The 17,891-nt window shown below is 61.7% G+C and carries 19 protein-coding genes; 7 read left to right on the forward strand and 12 right to left on the reverse strand.

What is annotated here, in order from left to right:
- Positions 1-125 precede the first annotated feature (125 nt).
- The 3 genes from htpG (at position 126) to ACST81_RS00665 (ending at position 2,668) form a co-directional block, all read left to right on the forward strand.
- Positions 126-2,012: a molecular chaperone HtpG gene (gene htpG, locus ACST81_RS00655; protein ID WP_438750882.1), complete on the forward strand. Its 1,887-nt coding sequence runs from the start codon at positions 126-128 to the stop codon at positions 2,010-2,012.
- 75 nt (positions 2,013-2,087) lie between these two features.
- Positions 2,088-2,270 carry a type II toxin-antitoxin system HicA family toxin gene (locus ACST81_RS00660; protein WP_438753310.1) on the forward strand — a complete coding sequence of 61 codons (183 nt, stop codon included), beginning with the start codon at positions 2,088-2,090 and terminating at the stop codon, positions 2,268-2,270.
- A gap of 2 nt (positions 2,271-2,272) precedes the next feature.
- Positions 2,273-2,668, forward strand: a complete 396-nt coding sequence (locus tag ACST81_RS00665) for a type II toxin-antitoxin system HicB family antitoxin (RefSeq protein ID WP_438750884.1) — start codon at positions 2,273-2,275, stop codon at positions 2,666-2,668.
- On the opposite strand, the gene ACST81_RS00670 is transcribed toward ACST81_RS00665, so the two are convergent.
- The 9 genes from ACST81_RS00670 to rbfA all read right to left on the reverse strand — a co-directional run bounded on the left by ACST81_RS00670 (position 2,665) and on the right by rbfA (position 11,087).
- Positions 2,665-2,910, reverse strand: coding sequence for a hypothetical protein (locus tag ACST81_RS00670; protein ID WP_438750885.1), 246 nt, complete (start codon positions 2,908-2,910; stop codon positions 2,665-2,667). The two genes, ACST81_RS00665 and ACST81_RS00670, sit on opposite strands and share 4 nt — an antisense overlap.
- A 94-nt stretch (positions 2,911-3,004) precedes the next feature.
- The gene (locus ACST81_RS00675) at positions 3,005-4,021 is read right to left on the reverse strand and encodes a methyltransferase (RefSeq protein ID WP_438750886.1); all 1,017 of its coding nucleotides are present in this window, start codon (positions 4,019-4,021) and stop codon (positions 3,005-3,007) included.
- 79 nt (positions 4,022-4,100) lie between these two features.
- Positions 4,101-6,233, reverse strand: a complete 2,133-nt coding sequence (gene pnp / locus ACST81_RS00680) for a polyribonucleotide nucleotidyltransferase (RefSeq protein ID WP_438750888.1) — start codon at positions 6,231-6,233, stop codon at positions 4,101-4,103.
- 352 nt (positions 6,234-6,585) lie between these two features.
- Positions 6,586-6,855, reverse strand: coding sequence for a 30S ribosomal protein S15 (gene rpsO, locus ACST81_RS00685; RefSeq protein WP_277703708.1), 270 nt, complete (start codon positions 6,853-6,855; stop codon positions 6,586-6,588).
- Positions 6,856-7,031: 176 nt separating this feature from the next.
- A complete protein-coding gene (locus ACST81_RS00690) occupies positions 7,032-7,361 on the reverse strand; it encodes an SH3 domain-containing protein (RefSeq protein WP_438750889.1) in 330 nt (109 codons plus the stop codon).
- 47 nt (positions 7,362-7,408) lie between these two features.
- On the reverse strand, positions 7,409-9,112 hold the full coding sequence (locus tag ACST81_RS00695) for a sensor histidine kinase (protein WP_438750890.1): 1,704 nt from the start codon (positions 9,110-9,112) through the stop codon (positions 7,409-7,411).
- A 176-nt stretch (positions 9,113-9,288) separates the two neighbouring features.
- On the reverse strand, positions 9,289-10,224 hold the full coding sequence (gene truB, locus ACST81_RS00700; RefSeq protein ID WP_438750891.1) for a tRNA pseudouridine(55) synthase TruB: 936 nt from the start codon (positions 10,222-10,224) through the stop codon (positions 9,289-9,291).
- 3 nt (positions 10,225-10,227) lie between these two features.
- Complete coding sequence (locus tag ACST81_RS00705; protein WP_438750892.1) at positions 10,228-10,683, reverse strand: hypothetical protein; 456 nt, start codon at positions 10,681-10,683, stop codon at positions 10,228-10,230.
- Complete coding sequence (rbfA, locus tag ACST81_RS00710; protein WP_438750893.1) at positions 10,683-11,087, reverse strand: 30S ribosome-binding factor RbfA; 405 nt, start codon at positions 11,085-11,087, stop codon at positions 10,683-10,685. The genes ACST81_RS00705 and rbfA overlap by 1 nt, the downstream gene beginning before the upstream one ends.
- A 186-nt stretch (positions 11,088-11,273) precedes the next feature.
- Here rbfA and ACST81_RS00715 point away from each other — a divergent pair, with 186 nt between their 5' ends.
- From ACST81_RS00715 to ACST81_RS00730, 4 genes are all read left to right on the forward strand, one after another.
- Positions 11,274-12,026: a type 1 glutamine amidotransferase gene (locus tag ACST81_RS00715; protein WP_438750894.1), complete on the forward strand. Its 753-nt coding sequence runs from the start codon at positions 11,274-11,276 to the stop codon at positions 12,024-12,026.
- Between the two features lie 131 nt (positions 12,027-12,157).
- A complete protein-coding gene (locus ACST81_RS00720) occupies positions 12,158-12,904 on the forward strand; it encodes a pentapeptide repeat-containing protein (protein WP_438750895.1) in 747 nt (248 codons plus the stop codon).
- 110 nt (positions 12,905-13,014) lie between these two features.
- On the forward strand, positions 13,015-13,473 hold the full coding sequence (locus tag ACST81_RS00725) for a GFA family protein (RefSeq protein WP_438750896.1): 459 nt from the start codon (positions 13,015-13,017) through the stop codon (positions 13,471-13,473).
- Positions 13,474-13,558: 85 nt separating this feature from the next.
- Positions 13,559-14,143 carry a LysE family translocator gene (locus ACST81_RS00730; protein ID WP_438750897.1) on the forward strand — a complete coding sequence of 195 codons (585 nt, stop codon included), beginning with the start codon at positions 13,559-13,561 and terminating at the stop codon, positions 14,141-14,143.
- A 36-nt stretch (positions 14,144-14,179) separates the two neighbouring features.
- Here the strand turns inward: ACST81_RS00730 and ACST81_RS00735 are convergent, their stop codons facing one another.
- The 3 genes from ACST81_RS00735 to ACST81_RS00745 all read right to left on the reverse strand — a co-directional run bounded on the left by ACST81_RS00735 (position 14,180) and on the right by ACST81_RS00745 (position 17,761).
- Positions 14,180-14,410, reverse strand: a complete 231-nt coding sequence (locus ACST81_RS00735; RefSeq protein ID WP_438750898.1) for a type II toxin-antitoxin system CcdA family antitoxin — start codon at positions 14,408-14,410, stop codon at positions 14,180-14,182.
- Positions 14,411-14,466: 56 nt separating this feature from the next.
- Entirely contained in the window at positions 14,467-16,293 is a 1,827-nt protein-coding gene (gene lepA / locus ACST81_RS00740; protein WP_438750899.1) for a translation elongation factor 4, read from the reverse strand.
- Positions 16,294-16,495: 202 nt separating this feature from the next.
- Positions 16,496-17,761, reverse strand: coding sequence for an MFS transporter (locus ACST81_RS00745; RefSeq protein WP_438750900.1), 1,266 nt, complete (start codon positions 17,759-17,761; stop codon positions 16,496-16,498).
- Between the last annotated feature and the right edge of the window lie 130 nt (positions 17,762-17,891).

The following is a 17,891-nucleotide window of genomic DNA, read 5'->3' on the forward strand; positions in this document are numbered from 1 at the left end:
GGCCGACTTGACGGCGCCGCAGGGGTGCAAAACGCGCTCTGCCCCTTCGTTCCTCTTGAATTTTGCATCTGTCCTTGCCAGTTCAGAGCGCGCAAATCTTTCCATCCAAGCTGAGGCCGATCCGCATGAGCAATGCCGCTGAAAAACCCGTCGAAAATCATGTTTTCGAAGCCGATGTCGCACGCCTGCTGCACCTGATGGTGCATTCGGTCTATTCCGACAAGGACGTGTTCCTCCGCGAACTGATCTCCAACGCGGCGGATGCCTGCGAAAAGCTGCGCTACGAGGCGATCGGGACGCCCGAGCTTCTTTCCAACGATCCGACGCCGCACATCACCGTGACGCTTGACGCGGAAGCCAACCGGCTCGTCATCGCCGATAACGGCATCGGCATGAGCCGCGAGGACATGGTCGAAGCACTCGGCACGATCGCCCGCTCCGGCACGCGCGCCTTCATGGAGCGCGTCGAGGCGGCAAAAGCGGGGGAAGGTGCGCAACTGATCGGCCAGTTCGGCGTCGGCTTCTATTCCGCCTTCATGGTGGCTGAGAAGGTTGATGTCGTCTCGCGCCGGGCTGGCAGCCAGGAAGCCTGGACCTGGTCCTCGGACGGCAAGGGCAGCTATACTGTCTCGGAGGCCGAACTCGCGGACGCCCCTGCGCGCGGCACCCGCATCACCCTGCACCTGATGGACGACGCCAAGGACTATACGTCGAAATGGGACGTCTCCCGCATCGTCAAGGACCAGTCGGGTCATGTTCCCGTACCGATCAACCTGATCGAGAAACCTGGCGCGGATTCCGAGCGCATTGGCGACGGGACGGCGCTCTGGACCAAATCCCGCAACGAAATCACAAAGGAAGAATATGCCGATTTCTACCGCGGCGTTTCCGGCCACTATGACGAGCCGGCGGTGACCGTGCATTTCCGCGCCGAAGGGCGGCACGAGTATACCGGCCTTGCCTTCGTACCGGAATCCAAGCCACTCGATATGTTCGACCCGAGCGGCAAGGGCCGCATGAAGCTCTACGTCAAGCGCGTCTTCATCACCGACGATGCCGAGCTTCTGCCGCGCTACCTGCGTTTCGTGCGCGGCCTCGTCGATACGTCCGACCTGCCGCTCAACGTGTCGCGCGAGATGATCCAGGAAAGCCCGATCCTTGCCGCCATCCGCAAGGGCCTGACCAACCGTATCCTGACCGCCGTCGAGAAGCTCGCCGACAGCGACGCGGACGCATTTGCCAAGCTCTGGGACGCATTCGGCGCGGTGCTGAAGGAAGGCATCTACGACGATTTCGAACGCCGCGCGCAGTTGATGGCGCTGTCGCGCTTCCGCACCACCGCGTCGGATACCGCGACCCGCACGCTCTCCGATTACGTCAAGGACATGAAGGACGCGCAGGCGGCGATCTATTATCTGGCCGGCGACGATCTCGACCGGCTGAAGGCCTCGCCGCAGCTCGAAGGGTTTCGCGCGCGCGGAATTGAAGTCCTGTTGCTGACGGATTCCGTCGACAGCTTCTGGGTCACGGCAGCCCCGGAATTCGAGGGCAAGCCGTTCAAGTCGATCACGCAAGGCTCCGCAGACCTCGCCCAGGTCCCGAAGACCGACGGCGAAACCGCCGCGACGCCGGAAACAACGCAGGTGGTCAGCGATTTCATTGCCTTCGCCAGGACAACGCTCGGCGAAGCCGTCTCCGATGTCCGCGCCTCCGACCGCCTGACCGAAAGTGCGGTCTGCCTAGTCGCGCCCGAACGGGGCTATGACCGCCAGCTCGAAAAGCTGCTGCAGGGTTCCGGCCGGCTGGACACGGTCGCCAAACCGGTCCTGGAAATCAATCCTGGCCACAGCCTGATCGCGGCGCTGGCCGCCGGCGGCAACGAACCTTTCCGCACCGACGCCGTCCAGCTCCTCCTCGATCAGGCCCGCGTCCTCGACGGCGACAAGCCGGAGGATCCCCGCGCCTTTGCCGACCGGCTATCACGGCTGTTCGAGCGGGCTTTGAACGCTTAACCCTTTATATTCAAATCTGTTGTACAAACATGCGATGCGCATTATATTGCGCATTGCATGTTCTGGTATGATGCGATGGAGCGGGATAGCAAGGCGATCATCAAACGGCTGAGGTCTGAAGGCTTTGAGATTGTCTCAATCAGCGGCTCTCACCACAAGCTGCGCAAGGGCACAAAGACAATCATCGTGCCTCATCCAAAAAAGGATCTGCCGACTGGAACCGCGCGCGCTATCGCAAAGCAGGCAGGATGGATTTGACCATGAAGCATTTTATCGCTCTCGTTCACAAGGACAGCGACAGCGCCTATGGCGTCACCTTCCCTGATCTTCCTGATGTCTTCTCGGCTGCGGATGTCGAAGAGGATTTGACCGCCAATGCGGTCGAAGCCATACGCCTCTGGGCTGAGGATCAGCCCATGCCGGTACCCTCTTCCCATGACATCGTCATGCAACGCGCGGATGTTCGCGAGGAACTGGCGAGTGGCGCTTTTCTGATGCGGGTTCCCTTCATCGAGGACGATACCCGGATCGTGCGGGCAAACGTTACCTTTGAAAAGGGCATGCTGGACGCCATCGACACTGCTGCGCGCGAACGTGGCCTGACACGGTCCGCTTTTCTAGCCAGTTGTGCCCGTAAAGAAATCGAAGCCGCCTAAGCCACCCACCAGACGAGGACCAGTATCAGCAGCACCACAACCGCGAATGTGCCGAACAGGGTCATCTGCTTGCGGGTATTATTGATGACAACGGGATCGACGTGGGGCCGGTCGGTTCCGGTCTGGAAGGCCAATGGCACTTCCGACGTCGGCGTCTTGCCCTCGCTGCTCTTGATATCCTTGATCATCGCCTCGGCGACGTCCTCGGTCACGGGCGGGCGGTGTCCAGAGCTCGAAACCATCGGCACACTCCATTTACGCGCCCCAACGGCGCGCGGCTGCGGGAGCCTCAAGGTGTACCTGTTTCAACTGTAAAGCAATTGCAAAAACGGAAGCTCAGCGCTTGCCCCAGAGCACCTTGAAGCGGGCGTTACGGCAGGTCTCGCCCCATTCCTTGAAGGTGTCGGTCATGACCGGTTCATAGGGCAGGCCACGATTGGCGACGAGCATGACACGGCCGCCGATCTTCAACGCCTTTGCCGCCGCCTTGATCATCGCGGCACCCAGCGCCGGGTCGGCGGCCTGGGTCTCGTGGAAGGGTGGGTTCATGACGATCAGGTCGTATTTGTCGCGGGTTTCTTCCGATGTCAGGTCCTGCCAGAAGAAGCGGGTCGGGACATTTGGGCAATTGGTCTTGAGGTTGCCACGGGCGGCTTCCAAGGCGTGATAATCCGCCTCGAAAAGGTCGATGCCCTTGAGGCGCGGCGCCTTCTCGGCCAGCATCACGGAGAGATACCCCCAGCCGGCGCCGAAATCGGCGGCATGGCCGCTGAAATCGTCTGGAAGGCGCGAGGCGAGCAGTTCCGAGCCGGCATCGATCCGGTCATGCGAGAACATGCCGGGTGCCGCATCGAACCGGCCCTCGACACGAACAGGTTTTTTCGAGAACTTGGCAATGACGTCGGACGCGTCTTCAGGGCAACCGAACCAAAAGGCGATGCCGTGATATTTCGGCATGCTGTCGCAGCCCCAGCCAAGCTGGTTGACACGCTTGCGCAGCGACTGGATACCGTCGTCCTTGCCGCCGGCGACAACGATGAGGCCGCCGATCTTGACGCGCTTCAGCGCCTCGGCGATCCGGTCTTCGTTCTCGCCCTTGTGCTTGCCGCAGAGGATCAGTGCTGCGTCATAATCTTCACCTTCGACTGTCGGTGACACCTGGGCCTTGGCGGCTTCCAGAGCCTTGTGCAACGGCCTTGCGGCCTGCACGGCGATGATGGAGCCTAGAAACTCGGCCGGCAGCCTGTAGCCGGCCTCGGCGCCGAGGAACAGAACACGCTCGCCTTCAGCGGGGGCAGGTACCACGCCGGTCTCGAAAGGATGGAAAAGGGTCTTCAGCGTGTCGCGGCTCATCGTCATGGTCCTAGCGGGAAATAAGAAAGGGCGCGGAACGATCCGCTCCGCGCCCGTATTCGGTTAAACGGACGAGCGCTTACTCGGCAGCTTCGCCTTCGCCCTTGGCGAGTTCCTTGCCGGTTGCCTGGTCGACAACCTTCATGGAGAGGCGAACCTTGCCGCGCTCGTCGAAGCCCATCAGCTTGACCCAGACCTTGTCGCCTTCCTTGACGACATCAGACGTCTTGGCCACGCGCTCGGAAGCGAGCTGCGAGATGTGAACGAGACCATCGCGGGGGCCGAAGAAGTTGACGAAAGCGCCGAAGTCGGCGGTCTTGACGACGGTGCCTTCGTAAATCTGGCCGACTTCCGGTTCAGCAACGATCGAGTGGATCCACTTGCGGGCCGCTTCGATCTCCTTGCCGGAGGACGAAGCGATCTTGATCGTGCCGTCGTCTTCGATGTTGATCTTGGCGCCGGTCTTTTCGACGATTTCGCGAATGACCTTGCCGCCCGAACCGATGACTTCACGGATCTTGTCGACCGGGATGTTCATGACTTCGATGCGCGGTGCGAATTCGCCGAGCTGCGAGCGGCCTTCGGTGATGGCATTGGCCATCTCGCCGAGGATGTGCTTGCGGCCACCCTGTGCCTGGCTGAGCGCGACCTTCATGATCTCTTCGGTGATACCGGCGATCTTGATGTCCATCTGCAGCGAGGTGATGCCGTCTGCGGTGCCGGCAACCTTGAAGTCCATGTCGCCGAGATGATCTTCGTCGCCGAGGATGTCGGAGAGAACGGCGAAACGGTCACCTTCGAGGATCAGGCCCATGGCGATACCGGCAACCGGCTTGGCCAAAGGAACGCCAGCATCCATGAGAGCGAGCGAGGTGCCGCAGACGGTTGCCATCGAGGACGAACCGTTGGATTCGGTGATCTCGGAGACGACACGCAGCGTGTAGGGGAACTGTTCGGCCGACGGCAGCATCGGACGGATGGCGCGCCAAGCGAGCTTGCCGTGACCGATTTCGCGGCGGCCCGGAGAACCCATGCGACCGGTTTCACCGACCGAGTAGGGCGGGAAGTTGTAGTGCAGCAGGAAGCGTTCCTTGTACATGCCGGTGAGGCTGTCGACATACTGCTCGTCTTCGCCGGTGCCGAGCGTCGCAACGACGATTGCCTGCGTTTCGCCGCGGGTAAACAGTGCCGAACCATGGGTGCGCGGCAGGATACCGACTTCCGAAACGATCTTGCGGACAGTCTCAAGGTCACGTCCGTCGATGCGGCTCTTGGTGTCGAGGATGTTCCAGCGAACGATCTTGGCCTGCAGGTGTTTGAAGGTCGCACCGATGACTTCGGCTGTGTACTTCGGCTCGGCGCCTTCCGGGAAGAAGTGGGCCTTGACCTTTGCCTTGACGGCGTCGACGGCAGCGTAGCGTTCAGCCTTCTGGGTATTCTTGTAGGCAGTGCGCAGTTCGGCTTCGAAATGCTTCAGCATTTCGGCTTCGAGCTCGGAATGATCTTCCGGGGAGAAATCGCGCGGCTCCTTGGCAGCCACTTCGGCGAGCTTGATGATCGCGTCGATGACCGGCTGGAAACCCTTGTGGCCGAACATGACGGCGCCGAGCATGATCTCTTCGTTGAGTTCCTTGGCTTCGGATTCGACCATCAGGACGGCGTCCTGCGTGCCGGCGACGACCAGATCCAGAACCGATTCCGGCATTTCGTCATGATGCGGGTTGAGGACGTACTGGCCGTTGATGTAGCCGACGCGGGCCGCACCGACGGGGCCCATGAAGGGAACGCCGGAGATCGTCAGAGCTGCGGAAGCGGCAACCATCGACAGGACGTCGGGATCGTTTTCAAGGTCGTGCTGGACGACGGTGACGACGACCTGGGTGTCGTTCTTGTAGCCTTCCGGAAACAGCGGGCGGATCGGACGGTCGATCAGGCGGGAAACCAGCGTTTCCTTTTCCGACGGACGTCCTTCGCGCTTGAAATAGCCACCCGGAATCTTGCCGGCGGCATAGGTCTTTTCCTGATAGTTGACGGTCAGCGGGAAGAAGTCCTGGCCCGGCTTCGGCGACTTGGCCGAAACGACGGTGGCGAGAACGACGGTTTCGCCGTAGGTGGCGAGAACGGCGCCGTCAGCCTGGCGGGCGATCTTGCCCGTTTCGAGCTTGAGCGGACGGCCTGCCCATTCAATTTCGACTGTGTGGGTATCGAACATGTTTTGTCCTTCGTGTGCGGCAATGCCGCGCCGCAGCCAGTGTGGCGCGGGCGGCACGATATCCGCGGATATGACACATCACGGGCAAGACAACGGGAGGCTTCCGAATTCGGCTGCGGTCGCTCCGCATCCTGAAAGCCGTATGCTTTCGGTGCGTGGTAACCGCGCAAGCGCCGAAGCATCCTGCAATCCTGCCCCATGACAGGCCATCGGTTGGTTCTGCAGAGCCGGCCCATCCGGTCTGCTAGAGTATTCGCTTGCGGGAGCCGGGCTGGCTCGCGCGGAAGCGCGGTATGACCCGCAAAAACAAGCCGGCGGGTCCCTCGTTGAAGAGTCCCGCCGGATATAAGGCTTAGCGGCGGATGCCGAGAGCACCAATCAGCTTGGTGTAACGGGCTTCGTCCTTGCCCTTGACATAGTCAAGAAGCGAACGGCGGCTGGAAACCATTGCCAGAAGGCCACGACGCGAGTGGTTGTCCTTCTTGTGGCCCTTGAAGTGTTCGGTCAGGTTGTTGATCCGCTCGGTGAGGATCGCAACCTGGACTTCCGGAGAACCGGTGTCGCCTTCGACGGTTGCGTATTCCTTGATAAGCGCAGCCTTGCGCTCTGCAGTGATCGACATCGTGTCATCCTTTCAATGTTAGGATTTCGGGTCGCCAGCAGCCGGGATGTCGTCTAGCTGCGGCCATGAAGGCAAAAGTCCGCGATAAGCAGGGTCTGATGCTGGCGCTGCCTATAAACCATCCATCAGCAAAAGGAAAGAGGCCGTCTTGTGCGCCCTTGGGCAGCCTTTTCCGGTCATTCCGGGGCAAGACGCGGACGCATCGGCGCCGATTTCCGCTGGTGTTCCACCTTGGTGCAATCAAGATAGGTGGCAAAGACCCAACCGCCCATCCCCTCATCAGTCACGATGCGGACCCAACGCTTGCCACCGATCCAGGTTTCGTCGGTCACCTCGACCGCGATGCCGTTTTCAAGCGCGGACAGGATCCGGCCCTTGGGTTCGGCGCGCACGTTGAGCGGGGTTCCCGTCGGATCGGCCACGACACATTCGGCGGAAAGCGCGCGTCCGCCCGTCAGTGCGGTCGCCAAAAGACCGATACCCAAAATCGCTAGGCCTGGACGCATGCGCACTCCTCCATATTCCAGCGAGCCGGATGATCGTCATCAGGAAACTAGGCCGACAGGTCCGCATTCAACTTTTCCGCCAGGATCTTCACCCGCCATTCGATCCCGTCGGCATTCAGGAGCCTCTCCAGCTTCGCATCGAGCGCCATGCCGAGCATGCGTTCCAGAACCATGGTGCCAAACCCCTTGCGCGGCGGAACGGGGGCATCCGCGGCGATATCCGCCCCGGTTTCCTTCCAGACCAGAAGGAACGTCCCATCGACGACGGACCAGTTCAGATCGACCATGCCGCGCCCATTGGCCAGCGCGCCGTATTTGGTGGCATTGGTGGCAAGTTCGTGCAGTGCCATGCCGAGCGTTTGTGACACCTGTGCGTCCAGCCGCACCGGCGGTCCCGACAGCCGCACGCGCTTTGGATCGTCAGGGATGAATGGCTGCAGCTGGTTCTGCGCCAACTCGTGAAAATCCACGCCCTGCGCGGCATTGGCGATCATCAGGTCGGTGGAGCGGGCGAGACCGGTGATGCGCCGGCGGAACGCTTCGGCGAAATCAACGCGGCTTTCCGCAGCCCCCAGCGACTGGTTGAGCATCGACTGGATCACCGTCAACTGGTTCTTCGAGCGATGCGCCACCTCGCGCATCAGGAAGCGGGTCTCGTTTTCGGCTTTCCGGCGTGCCTGCGCCGCCTCGGCGAGCGCGGTGGAGACGGTCTCGATCTCGGCGATGATATGCTTGCGTGGCGCGATCGGCCGGCCCTGGCCGAGCAGATGCGCGTCCTTGGCCAAAAGCTTGACGCCCTGCGCGAGGAAGCGCGCGATGGTCGCGGAGCCGGCAACGGCGATACCGGCGAACAGCAGCCCACCGAGCGATAGCCAGACATAGGACCAGACCGCAGGCGCATCGACATCCGAACTCTTCGCCCAGGCGATGATCTTCCAGCCTGTAAGGAGCGAGAATTCCGTCACAGTGCGATATTCCACACCATCATGAACCGCCTCGCCGATACCGACGCGGAGAGCAGGCACGATGCTCATGAAAAAGGGCTTGCCAACCGGCATGTCGGCGACGGAGGACGCAATGACATTGCCGGCACCGTCGAGGAGCGTCGCGTTCCAGCCCGGCGACAGCACGTCGCGATTGACGGCCTTCGCCATGCTGGCGGCATTCTGCGTCAGTGTCAGCAGGTAGTCATTGTTGCCCTGCGGCGTCAGGATCGGCAGGTAGACGTTATAAACCCACTGCTGCGCCGTCTTGCCGAAGAAAACGTTCGATACGAGCGGTGTCCCCTGCGCGAAAGCCGCCTCGATCGATTCCGTATCCGACGCCTTGGAGAGCGGCGAACCGAAGGGGACGCGCGTGTTGAAGAGCTGGTTATGGCCGCGATCGATGACAAGCAGGTTGGAGTCCGTTCCCGCCAGAGCCGAAGACGCCCGCTGGTAAAACGCTTCCAGACGGGATTCGTCCACCGTACTGTCCGTTGACAGGACCTTCAGCGTCGTCAGCATACTGTCGATATCGCGCTCGACCACCCGCGTGACGGAGCCCGTCGATGCCTTGAGCAGCGCCGTGACAACGCGCTCCTGCTCATCGGTGCTGCGCTTCAGGATGATCATTGAAAAGACGAAGGATGGGACGATGGCGGCAAACAGCAAAGCCGTCAGATAAAAAGACAGCGGCCGCCGCAACCGTGCACGCAGGCGCATCCTCCACGGCTTGCCCGGCTTCGTCTCTCTGTCGTTTCCGTCGCTCAAACGTCCCTCATCCATCACCCCCGACCCGTGCGTCAGGCAGCGCCGACGCGGCCTGGCCCGCCGCGCTTTCTGTCCTGACGTCGTCGCGAATCCCGATCATGGATCGGAACATGCGCCAGCGATCTCGGTAAGGCAACCGATGCCGTGGGGAGAAATTATAGGACGCCGGCCGGATTTCAACCGGTGGCGAAGACCCGCTTGGGGCGAAACTCGCCTTCGCCGATCTCGCCGATGGCGATCAGCTTGCCGCGCGAGGTCGCATAGGCCTCGGGCTCGGCGGTCGGCGCATCGCGGCCACGCAGGATGATCGGATTGCCCATCTTCAGGCGATGCGCCTGGTCTTCGGTGATGGCGATATGCGGCAGGTTGGACAGCGCCTCACCGGTATCGATCAGGAAAGCGTCGAGCGCCTCCAGGCGTTCCTCATCGCTCTCGATCTTTTCAAGCGCCACGAGGTCGGCGAGCGGTACCATCGCTTCTTCGGCAAACGGCGCAACAAAGCTGCGGCGCAGCGAGGCGATATGGCCGAAACAGCCGAGGTCGCGACCGAAATCACGGGCGAGCGAGCGCACATAGGTTCCCTTGCCGCATTCGATCTCGAAATGCGCCATGTTGGGCGTGCAGCCGAGCAGCGACAGGCGGAAGACTTCGACCTCGCGGGCCGGGATGTCGACGGTCTCGCCTTCACGGGCGAGATCATAGGCCCGGTTGCCGTCGATCTTGATCGCCGAAAACCGCGGCGGCACCTGGCTGATCACGCCGGTATATCTTGGCAAGAGCGCGCGGATGTCCTCTTCCGTCGGACGGGTATCGGAGGACTGCACGACCTCGCCTTCAAGGTCGTCGGTCGAGCGCTCCTCGCCCCAGGCGACGGTGAATTCATAGATCTTGCGGCCGTCCATCACGTAAGGAACCGTCTTGGTCGCATCACCCAGCGCGATCGGCAGCATGCCGGAGGCGAGCGGATCGAGCGTGCCGGCATGCCCGGCCTTTTGCGCCTTGAACAGCCACTTGATCTTCGACACGGCCTCCGTCGAGCCGAAATCCAGCGGCTTGTCGAGGATCAGCCAGCCGGAAATCGGGCGGCCCTTGGGCTTGCGGGGTTTTGACATGTTTCAGGCTCTTTTTTTGCGAAACGTCGCTGCAGTCTTGGCAACGCTGCCATCCGGCATTTTCTGGCTGTTGCCCTTTTCGAAGCCCAGCGCATAGAGCCGGCGGGCGATCAGGTATCCGGCAGCGATCGTCGCGCCATTGTCGATGCGATAATCCTCACCGAGTTCCTCGACCATGAGGGGCTCGATGATCCCGAGCGGCGGCTTGCCGGAGGCCGCGGCCTCAAGCAGCAGCTTTTCATTGTAGGGCGAATAGACGATGGCTTCGAGCGCTTTCATCTCCCGGTCGCCATGGGCGATCTCCTTGCCGCGGCGAAACGGCAGGCCGGAGGCAACCATCATCTCGACGAGACGCACCGCCTCGGCATTGTCGAAACGCGCCAGTCCGTTGCGATAGAAGGTCTGGCGCTGCTCGAACGGCCAGCCGTTCATTTCATCGAGAGAGATATGCTTGGCCATTACTTGTCGCCGTCTTCATCCCTCAGGTCGCGCATGACCTCGGGCGAGCGCAGCAACTCGTCGATCTTCTTGTAATTGTCGAAGCTGGTATCGTCCTTGAAGCGCACTTCCGGCATGTATTTCAGCTGCCGCAGATGGGCTCCAAGCCGGCCGCGAATATATTTCGCGTTGCGGTTCAGCGCCTCGATCGTCGCAGAATGATCCGCCACGCCGAGCGGCGTCACGAAGGCCGTGGCGACCCTGAGGTCCGTCGACATGCGCACTTCGGAAATCGAGATTACCGTCTTCTCGATGACGGGATCGCGCACGTCTCCGCGCTGCAGCACCTGGGTCAGGCCTGCACGTACCTGTTCGCCGACCCTCAGCATACGCTGCGAGGGGGCAGAGGATGTCACTTTGCTCATGGTTTTTCCGCTGTCTGGCGTTTCATCGAACGCGACCAAGGCGGTCCAATGCTACTTTCAGGCCGAAAGGTCAAGACTTGCGGGCTTTTCGAGCGGAAAACCCGGCCTGAAAATGCCGAAAAACCCTTGAAAGTGCCCCGCCAGCATGATCAATTCCCGCAATTCGATGCAGCGAACGGAGAGAATATGCGGGTTCTGGTGGTGGAAAACATGATCCATTCCGACCTCGGACAGGTTGGCGTGGCGCTTGATGAGGCCGGGGCGGAGATCGACCTGCGCCGGCCATTCAACGGCGACGCCCTGCCCGCCAACCCCAGCGGCCATGATGCCCTGGTCGTGCTCGGAGGTGAACAAAGTGCGCTGGACGACCATATCCATCCCTATCTGCCGGATCTCGCCAGGCTGATGCATGCCTTCACGCAGGCGGACAAATCGGTGCTCGGCATCTGCCTCGGCAGCCAGCTTCTGGCGCGGGCGCATGGTGGCGACAATATCCTCGGCCGTACCCGCGAATTCGGCTGGCATGGCGTCGAACTGACGGAGGAAGGCAGACTCGACCCTGTCTTGAGCGCGGCCGGCGAAGCCTTCCCGAGCTTCGAGTGGCATTCCGACAGCTTTACCCTGCCGCCCAGTGCTGTTCACCTCGCCACCAATTCCACTGTGACCAACCAGGCCTTCCGCATCGGCCGCGCAGCCTATGGCATGCAGTTCCACTTCGAGGCCGGCACCCGAGTGGTCGAGGACTGGAACCGCATCTTCGAAGGCCAGATCAACGGGCTCGATCCCCACTGGTTCGAGCGGTATCCGGAACATGCGGCGAAACACGCCGAAAAGGCGGATGCCACCGGCCTGACGCTGGCCCGCGCATGGGTCGGCACGATCCGCAGTGAAAAAACAGCAGAAAACGGCTTCCGCGAGATCGCCGAGGCAATCGCCTGACATATAAATGTGTCAGAGCCATTTGCGTCCGGCGCCAGCCATCCTATGTATCGAGAGAGCTGGGCGTTACAGAGACAACGCGAAGAGGAACCTGCCCATTGAGGCGGGCCAGCCGGGAGGCGGAGTAACGGATGACGATCCATTCTGACAGGCAAGACGGCCGATCGACACCACGGCACCCGACCGCATGTCGGTCCCTTGCGCTCGGCCTGCTTTCGGCTCTCGCCTTCATCACCGTCGCCTCGCCGGTCATGGCCGCCTCCTGCGGCAATACGCCGGAGCCGGGCCTCGACTGGAGCGAATGCAACAAGAAGAACTTGATGCTTTCTTCCAGCGAACTGGAAGGTGCCAACCTCTCCGGCACCGACTTCTCGCTGACCGATCTCAGCGGCTCCAATCTCGCTTCGGCCAACTTTGAAAAGGCCAATCTGGTGCGGGCATGGCTGGCCGGCGCCAAGGCGGAAAAGGCGAATTTCGGCCATGTCGAGGCATATCGCTCGAGCTTTGCCAATATTATCGCCAACGGCGCCTCCTTTGTCGGTGCCGAACTTCAGCGGACTGATTTGAGCGGTGCGCAGTTGGCAGGCGCCGATTTTTCGAAGGCGGAACTCGGCCGCGTCAATTTCAAGGGTGCCGTGTTGACGGGCGCCAAGTTTTCCGTTGCCAACCTCTCTCGCGCCAATTTCAACGGCGTGACCTTCGAAGGCCCGATCGACTTCGAGGAGGCCTTCATGTTTCTCACCCATATCGAGGGCGTCGATCTTTCCGCCGCCACCGGCCTGCACCAGACCCAGATCGATCTCACCTGCGGTGATGAAAACACCAGGCTGCCGGAAGGCCTGAAGACGCCGACCACCTGGCCCTGCGCCTCCGATTGAGCGCACGAAAATCCTGCCGCTCGGTCGGTTGATCCACCAAGCGATAAATCACCGCATTGGATATCGGTGGCGACTTCGCTAGGCTCCGCGGAAAAGTGGAGGATCGAATCATGAGCGTTTTGAACACACCCATGGAGGGCGGCTGCCGTTGCGGCCAGGTACGGCTGAAGGTCAGCGCGCCACCGATCCTGACCATGGCCTGCCATTGCACCGGCTGCCAGAAAATGTCCTCCAGCGCCTATTCGCTGAGCGCCGCCATTCCCGCCGATGGCTTCGAGGTCACCGCCGGCGAGCCGGTGATCGGCGGCCTGCATGGCGCCACCCGCCATTATTTCTGCCCGCACTGCCTGACCTGGATGTTCACCCGCCCCGAAGGCATGGACTGGTTCGTCAACCTGCGGCCGACCATGCTGGACGACGCCAGCTGGTTCTCGCCCTTCATCGAGACCTTCACCAGCGAAAAACTGCCCTGGGCGACGACGGCGGCCGTGCATTCCTACGAGACCTTTCCGCCGATGGAAGCGTATGAGGGACTGGTGAACGAATTCGCGGCGCAATCTGCGCGATAAGCCGGAACCGGACGGAGTTTGAGCGAAATCAAGGCAGGTATTGTCAGCGGATCATAGGGATGATTGCCACCCTTCGGAGACCAGAGTGACCATTCCTACCTTCATTGCCGCCGTGCTCGCCCTGCTTCTGACGCCCGGCCCGACAAACACCCTGCTTGCCGTTGGTGGCGCATCGGCCGGCTTTCGCCGGTCCCTGCCGCTCATTCTGGCGGAGGTTTCCGGCTATCTCCTGACGATCACGCCGCTGGTGACCTTTGCCGGCCCTTATCTCGTCGCCCATCCGCTCGCCGCATCGGCGATCAAGCTCTGCTCTGCCGCCTGGGTCCTGCTGCTTGCCATCCGGCTCTGGACCACGCCACCAGCCACCGCCGGAACCTCCCCTTCGCTCGTCACCTTCCGCCAGGTCTTCATCACCACCGTGCTGAACCCCAAGGCCCTGATCTTTGGTCTGGTGCTGATACCGCACGGCACGCTCACCACCGTCCTGCCCTGGCTCGGCCTTTTCGTCATCATGGTAATCTCGGCCGCCTGCATCTGGCTCATCGCAGGCGCCGCCATCATCTACCGCAGGCGCAATGGCCAGTTCCCGCCCCTCCTCGCCCGCATCGCCGCCAGCGCCATGCTGCTGTTTGCGGCAAGCTTGGCGGGGAGTTCACTGGGGTTGATTTGAGGGCGGGTTTTCGAAAGATGCGGGCTGTCTGGCCAATCAGAAGAGCCGATACTTCGCCAAGGGCAAACCGTTCTTTTCGATATATTCGTTGCAAGCAGCGATCGCGTCGGCATTCTCGATACGCCAAAGCCGCTCACGCTCTGCCTTGACGGCCTGCTTGATCCCATCCTCCGCCGCCAGCGTCAGGTCGATCTTCAGGCCGCACGCCAAAGACAGGAGTTCACCGTCCAGCCGAAGTTTGACAGATTCGCGGGCAGGCTGAGACATGGGCATCTCCAGAGATTACGGGCAAACCATACGCCCGCAATCTCTGGATGAAAAGATCACTCGTCGCCCATTTTCAGCGCTGCGATGAACGCTTCCTGCGGGATTTCCACCTTGCCGAACTGGCGCATGCGCTTCTTGCCGGCCTTCTGCTTGTCGAGCAGCTTGCGCTTTCGGCTGGCGTCGCCGCCGTAGCACTTGGCGGTGACGTCCTTGCGCAGCGCCGAGATGGTTTCGCGGGCGATGACGTTGCCGCCGATGGCGGCCTGGATCGGGATCTTGAACATGTGCTTCGGGATCAGCTCCTTGAGCTTCTCGCACATGTCGCGGCCGCGCTTCTCGGCCGCCATGCGGTGGACCATCATCGACAGCGCATCGACCGGCTCGCCGTTGACGAGGATCGACATCTTGACCAGATGGCCTTCCTGATGATCTGTGATGCTGTAGTCGAAAGAGGCATAGCCCTTCGAGATCGACTTCAGCCGGTCGTAGAAGTCGAACACGACTTCGTTGAGCGGCAGGTCATAGGTCAGCATGGCGCGGGTGCCGACATAGGTGAGCTCGACCTGAATGCCGCGGCGGTCCTGGCAGAGTTTCAGGATGCCGCCGAGATAATCGTCCGGTGTCAGGATCGTGGCGCGGATCCATGGTTCGTGGATTTCCGAAATCTTGACGACATCCGGCATGTCGGCCGGATTGTGCAGTTCGCGCTCGGTGCCATCCGTCATGAACAGCTTGTAGACGACGGACGGAGCCGTGGCGATCAGATCGAGATCGAACTCGCGCTCGAGGCGCTCCTGCACGATTTCCAGATGCAGCAGGCCGAGGAAGCCACAGCGGAAGCCGAAGCCGAGCGCCGCCGAGCTTTCCATTTCGAACGAGAAGGACGCGTCGTTGAGGCGCAGCTTGCCCATGGCGGCGCGCAGATCCTCGAAATCGGCGGCATCGACCGGGAAAAGGCCGCAGAACACCACCGGCTGGGCCGGCTTGAAGCCCGGCAGCATGGTGGCGGTCGGGCGCTTGTCCTCGGTGATGGTGTCGCCGACGCGGGTATCGGCCACTTCCTTGATCGAGGCGGTGATGAAGCCGATCTCGCCGGGGCCGAGTGCATCGACATTGACCATCTTCGGCGTGATGACGCCGACGCGCTCCACCTGGTATTTGGCGTCCGTACCCATCATGCGGATGGTCTGGCCCTTTTTCAGGACGCCATCGAGAATGCGCACGAGAACGATGACGCCGAGATAGGTGTCGTACCAGCTGTCGACCAGCAGCGCCTTCAGCGGCGCGGTCTCGCCGCCTTCGCTCTTGGGCGCCGGCAACTGGTGAACAATGGCTTCCAGCACATCGGGGATGCCCAGCCCGGTCTTGGCCGAGATCAGGACGGCCTGCGATGCATCGATGCCGATGACTTCCTCGATCTGGTCGCGGATACGGTCGGGTTCTGCCGCCGGCAGATCGATCTTGTTGAGGACCGTGACGAGCTCGTGGTTGTTGTCGATCGCCTGGTAGACATTGGCGAGCGTCTGGGCTTCGACACCCTGGGACGCATCCACCACCAAAAGCGAGCCTTCGCAGGCCGACAGCGAGCGCGAGACTTCATAGGCGAAGTCCACATGGCCGGGCGTGTCGATCAGGTTCAACACATAGGTCTCGCCATTGTTGGCGACATAGTGCAGGCGCACGGTCTGCGCCTTGATGGTGATGCCGCGCTCCTTCTCGATCTCCATATTGTCGAGAACCTGTTCCGACATCTCACGGTCGGCGAGGCCGCCGGTCAACTGGATCAGGCGATCGGCAAGGGTCGATTTGCCGTGGTCGATATGCGCCACGATCGAGAAATTGCGGATATGCGACAGGGGGGTGCGGGTCGAATTTGTGCTCATTCGCCCGCATACAATGGAACCTCCCAAACTGCAAAGAATTTTACCGATCGCCCCGCGGCAAAAACATTTGAGCCTCGTTTCTGTCATAAAACGGGGCCGACGGAGGTTTCTTCGGTCATTTTCGGCGGAAGCAAGTGATTTCCGCCGGGTCCGGATCGTCGCAACCGGCAAGCAAGGTCACCGAAACCTTCGAAGCATGCCCTCAGCGATCGTCCTTCGCGCCCTCGACCAGCGCGCCGGCATTGGGCATCTGCGCGCTCTTCATCTCGAAATTTTCCCGCAGGTGCGGCGGCACGGTCTCGCGGAATTTCAGCCGGGCCGCGACGAAGGCGGCATAGGCGAGCGCCGTGCCCATTGCCGCATAGATGAAGGTCTTCGGCCCGAAGACCGGCGTCAGGACGGTGATCGACAGCGGAATGATCGTCGCCGCGATCGACCAGCACATCAGCAGCGTCGAGGCGAGCGGCACGAAATCGGCCGGCGCCGTGCGGTCGTTGGCATGCGCATTGGCGATCGAATAGACGGTTTCGACCGCACCGGCGAAGACAGCAAAGACCAGCATCAGCAGGATGAGATTGGCGAAGGAGACGGCAAGCGACGCGACGGCGGCGGCCGAGATCAGCAGGCAGACGAGAATGAGCACGATGCGGCGGTCGATGCGATCGGACAGTACGCCCATCGGATATTGAATGAAGATCAGGCCGAACTGCATGACCAGCATCAAGAGCGCCACGTCGCCCTGGCTGACCTGGTTGGCGGCGGCATAGATCGGCGTGAAGCCCTGAACCGACATGGACAGCCCGCCGGCGGCAAGCACGCCGACGAAGGCGACCGGCGAATTGCGCCAGACCATCGGTACATCGACGCTGACCTTGGCCGGCGGCGGCGGATTGGGCAGCCGTGTCAGCCCGATCGGCAGGATCGCGACAGTGGTAAAGAAGATTGTCAGGAGCGGCGCGAGATTACCCTCCGTCGGAATCTGCCCGAACAGCCAGGCGCCGAAACCGAGCGCGATGACATAGGTCATGTAGAAAACCGACATCGCCTTGCCGCGCCAACTGTTGGCGCTGGCGTGATTGAGCCAGCTCAGCGAAATGATGAAGTTGATATTGCCGGCCGCGCCATAGAGCCCGCGCGCGAACACCCAGAGCAGCGGATTGAAGCCGAGCGCGATCAGGAAGGCCGAGAGAAGTACCAGCGCCATGGAGCAGGAGAAGGCCCGGGCATGGCCGACGCGGCGGATCACCGGGCCGGCAACCACGCAGCCTGCAAGCCCGCCGAAGGCAAGCGCCGTCACCGCCGCGCCGGCAACCCAGGACGCACTGTCGCCGCTCGCCAGCAGGAAGGGCACATAGGCGAACATGATGCCGTTGCCGATGCCGACGCAGGCCATGGAGAGCACGATACTGGCGATCGACAGCACCGAAGCCCGTGGCTGGTCTGGTCCCGCATCCGCTATCGCCGCCATCCGCCCTCGCAGTCGAACCGGCAGCGTCTGCCGTTCAAGCATTGTCTAACATATTGATCGCGGGGCAATTCTCGCACCCTGCGGATCATTTCGACGATACAGGGATCGCCTCCCGAATGGTGTCGTCAAA

The organism is Pararhizobium sp. O133 (assembly GCF_051669845.1).
Classification (GTDB): Bacteria; Pseudomonadota; Alphaproteobacteria; order Rhizobiales; family Rhizobiaceae; genus Pararhizobium.

Excerpts from the sequence above, each read along its gene's own strand:
- htpG (WP_438750882.1), top strand. The coding sequence starts at position 126 with ATGAGCAATGCCGCTGAAAAACCCGTCGAAAATCATGTTTTCGAAGCC.
- ACST81_RS00660 (WP_438753310.1), top strand. The coding sequence starts at position 2,088 with ATGGAGCGGGATAGCAAGGCGATCATCAAACGGCTGAGGTCTGAAGGC.
- ACST81_RS00665 (WP_438750884.1), top strand. The coding sequence starts at position 2,273 with ATGAAGCATTTTATCGCTCTCGTTCACAAGGACAGCGACAGCGCCTAT.
- ACST81_RS00670 (WP_438750885.1), bottom strand. The coding sequence starts at position 2,910 with ATGGTTTCGAGCTCTGGACACCGCCCGCCCGTGACCGAGGACGTCGCC.
- ACST81_RS00675 (WP_438750886.1), bottom strand. The coding sequence starts at position 4,021 with ATGAGCCGCGACACGCTGAAGACCCTTTTCCATCCTTTCGAGACCGGC.
- pnp (WP_438750888.1), bottom strand. The coding sequence starts at position 6,233 with ATGTTCGATACCCACACAGTCGAAATTGAATGGGCAGGCCGTCCGCTC.
- rpsO (WP_277703708.1), bottom strand. The coding sequence starts at position 6,855 with ATGTCGATCACTGCAGAGCGCAAGGCTGCGCTTATCAAGGAATACGCA.
- ACST81_RS00690 (WP_438750889.1), bottom strand. The coding sequence starts at position 7,361 with ATGCGTCCAGGCCTAGCGATTTTGGGTATCGGTCTTTTGGCGACCGCA.
- truB (WP_438750891.1), bottom strand. The coding sequence starts at position 10,224 with ATGTCAAAACCCCGCAAGCCCAAGGGCCGCCCGATTTCCGGCTGGCTG.
- ACST81_RS00705 (WP_438750892.1), bottom strand. The coding sequence starts at position 10,683 with ATGGCCAAGCATATCTCTCTCGATGAAATGAACGGCTGGCCGTTCGAG.
- rbfA (WP_438750893.1), bottom strand. The coding sequence starts at position 11,087 with ATGAGCAAAGTGACATCCTCTGCCCCCTCGCAGCGTATGCTGAGGGTC.
- ACST81_RS00715 (WP_438750894.1), top strand. The coding sequence starts at position 11,274 with ATGCGGGTTCTGGTGGTGGAAAACATGATCCATTCCGACCTCGGACAG.
- ACST81_RS00720 (WP_438750895.1), top strand. The coding sequence starts at position 12,158 with ATGACGATCCATTCTGACAGGCAAGACGGCCGATCGACACCACGGCAC.
- ACST81_RS00725 (WP_438750896.1), top strand. The coding sequence starts at position 13,015 with ATGAGCGTTTTGAACACACCCATGGAGGGCGGCTGCCGTTGCGGCCAG.
- ACST81_RS00735 (WP_438750898.1), bottom strand. The coding sequence starts at position 14,410 with ATGTCTCAGCCTGCCCGCGAATCTGTCAAACTTCGGCTGGACGGTGAA.
- lepA (WP_438750899.1), bottom strand. The coding sequence starts at position 16,293 with ATGAGCACAAATTCGACCCGCACCCCCCTGTCGCATATCCGCAATTTC.
- ACST81_RS00745 (WP_438750900.1), bottom strand. The coding sequence starts at position 17,761 with ATGGCGGCGATAGCGGATGCGGGACCAGACCAGCCACGGGCTTCGGTG.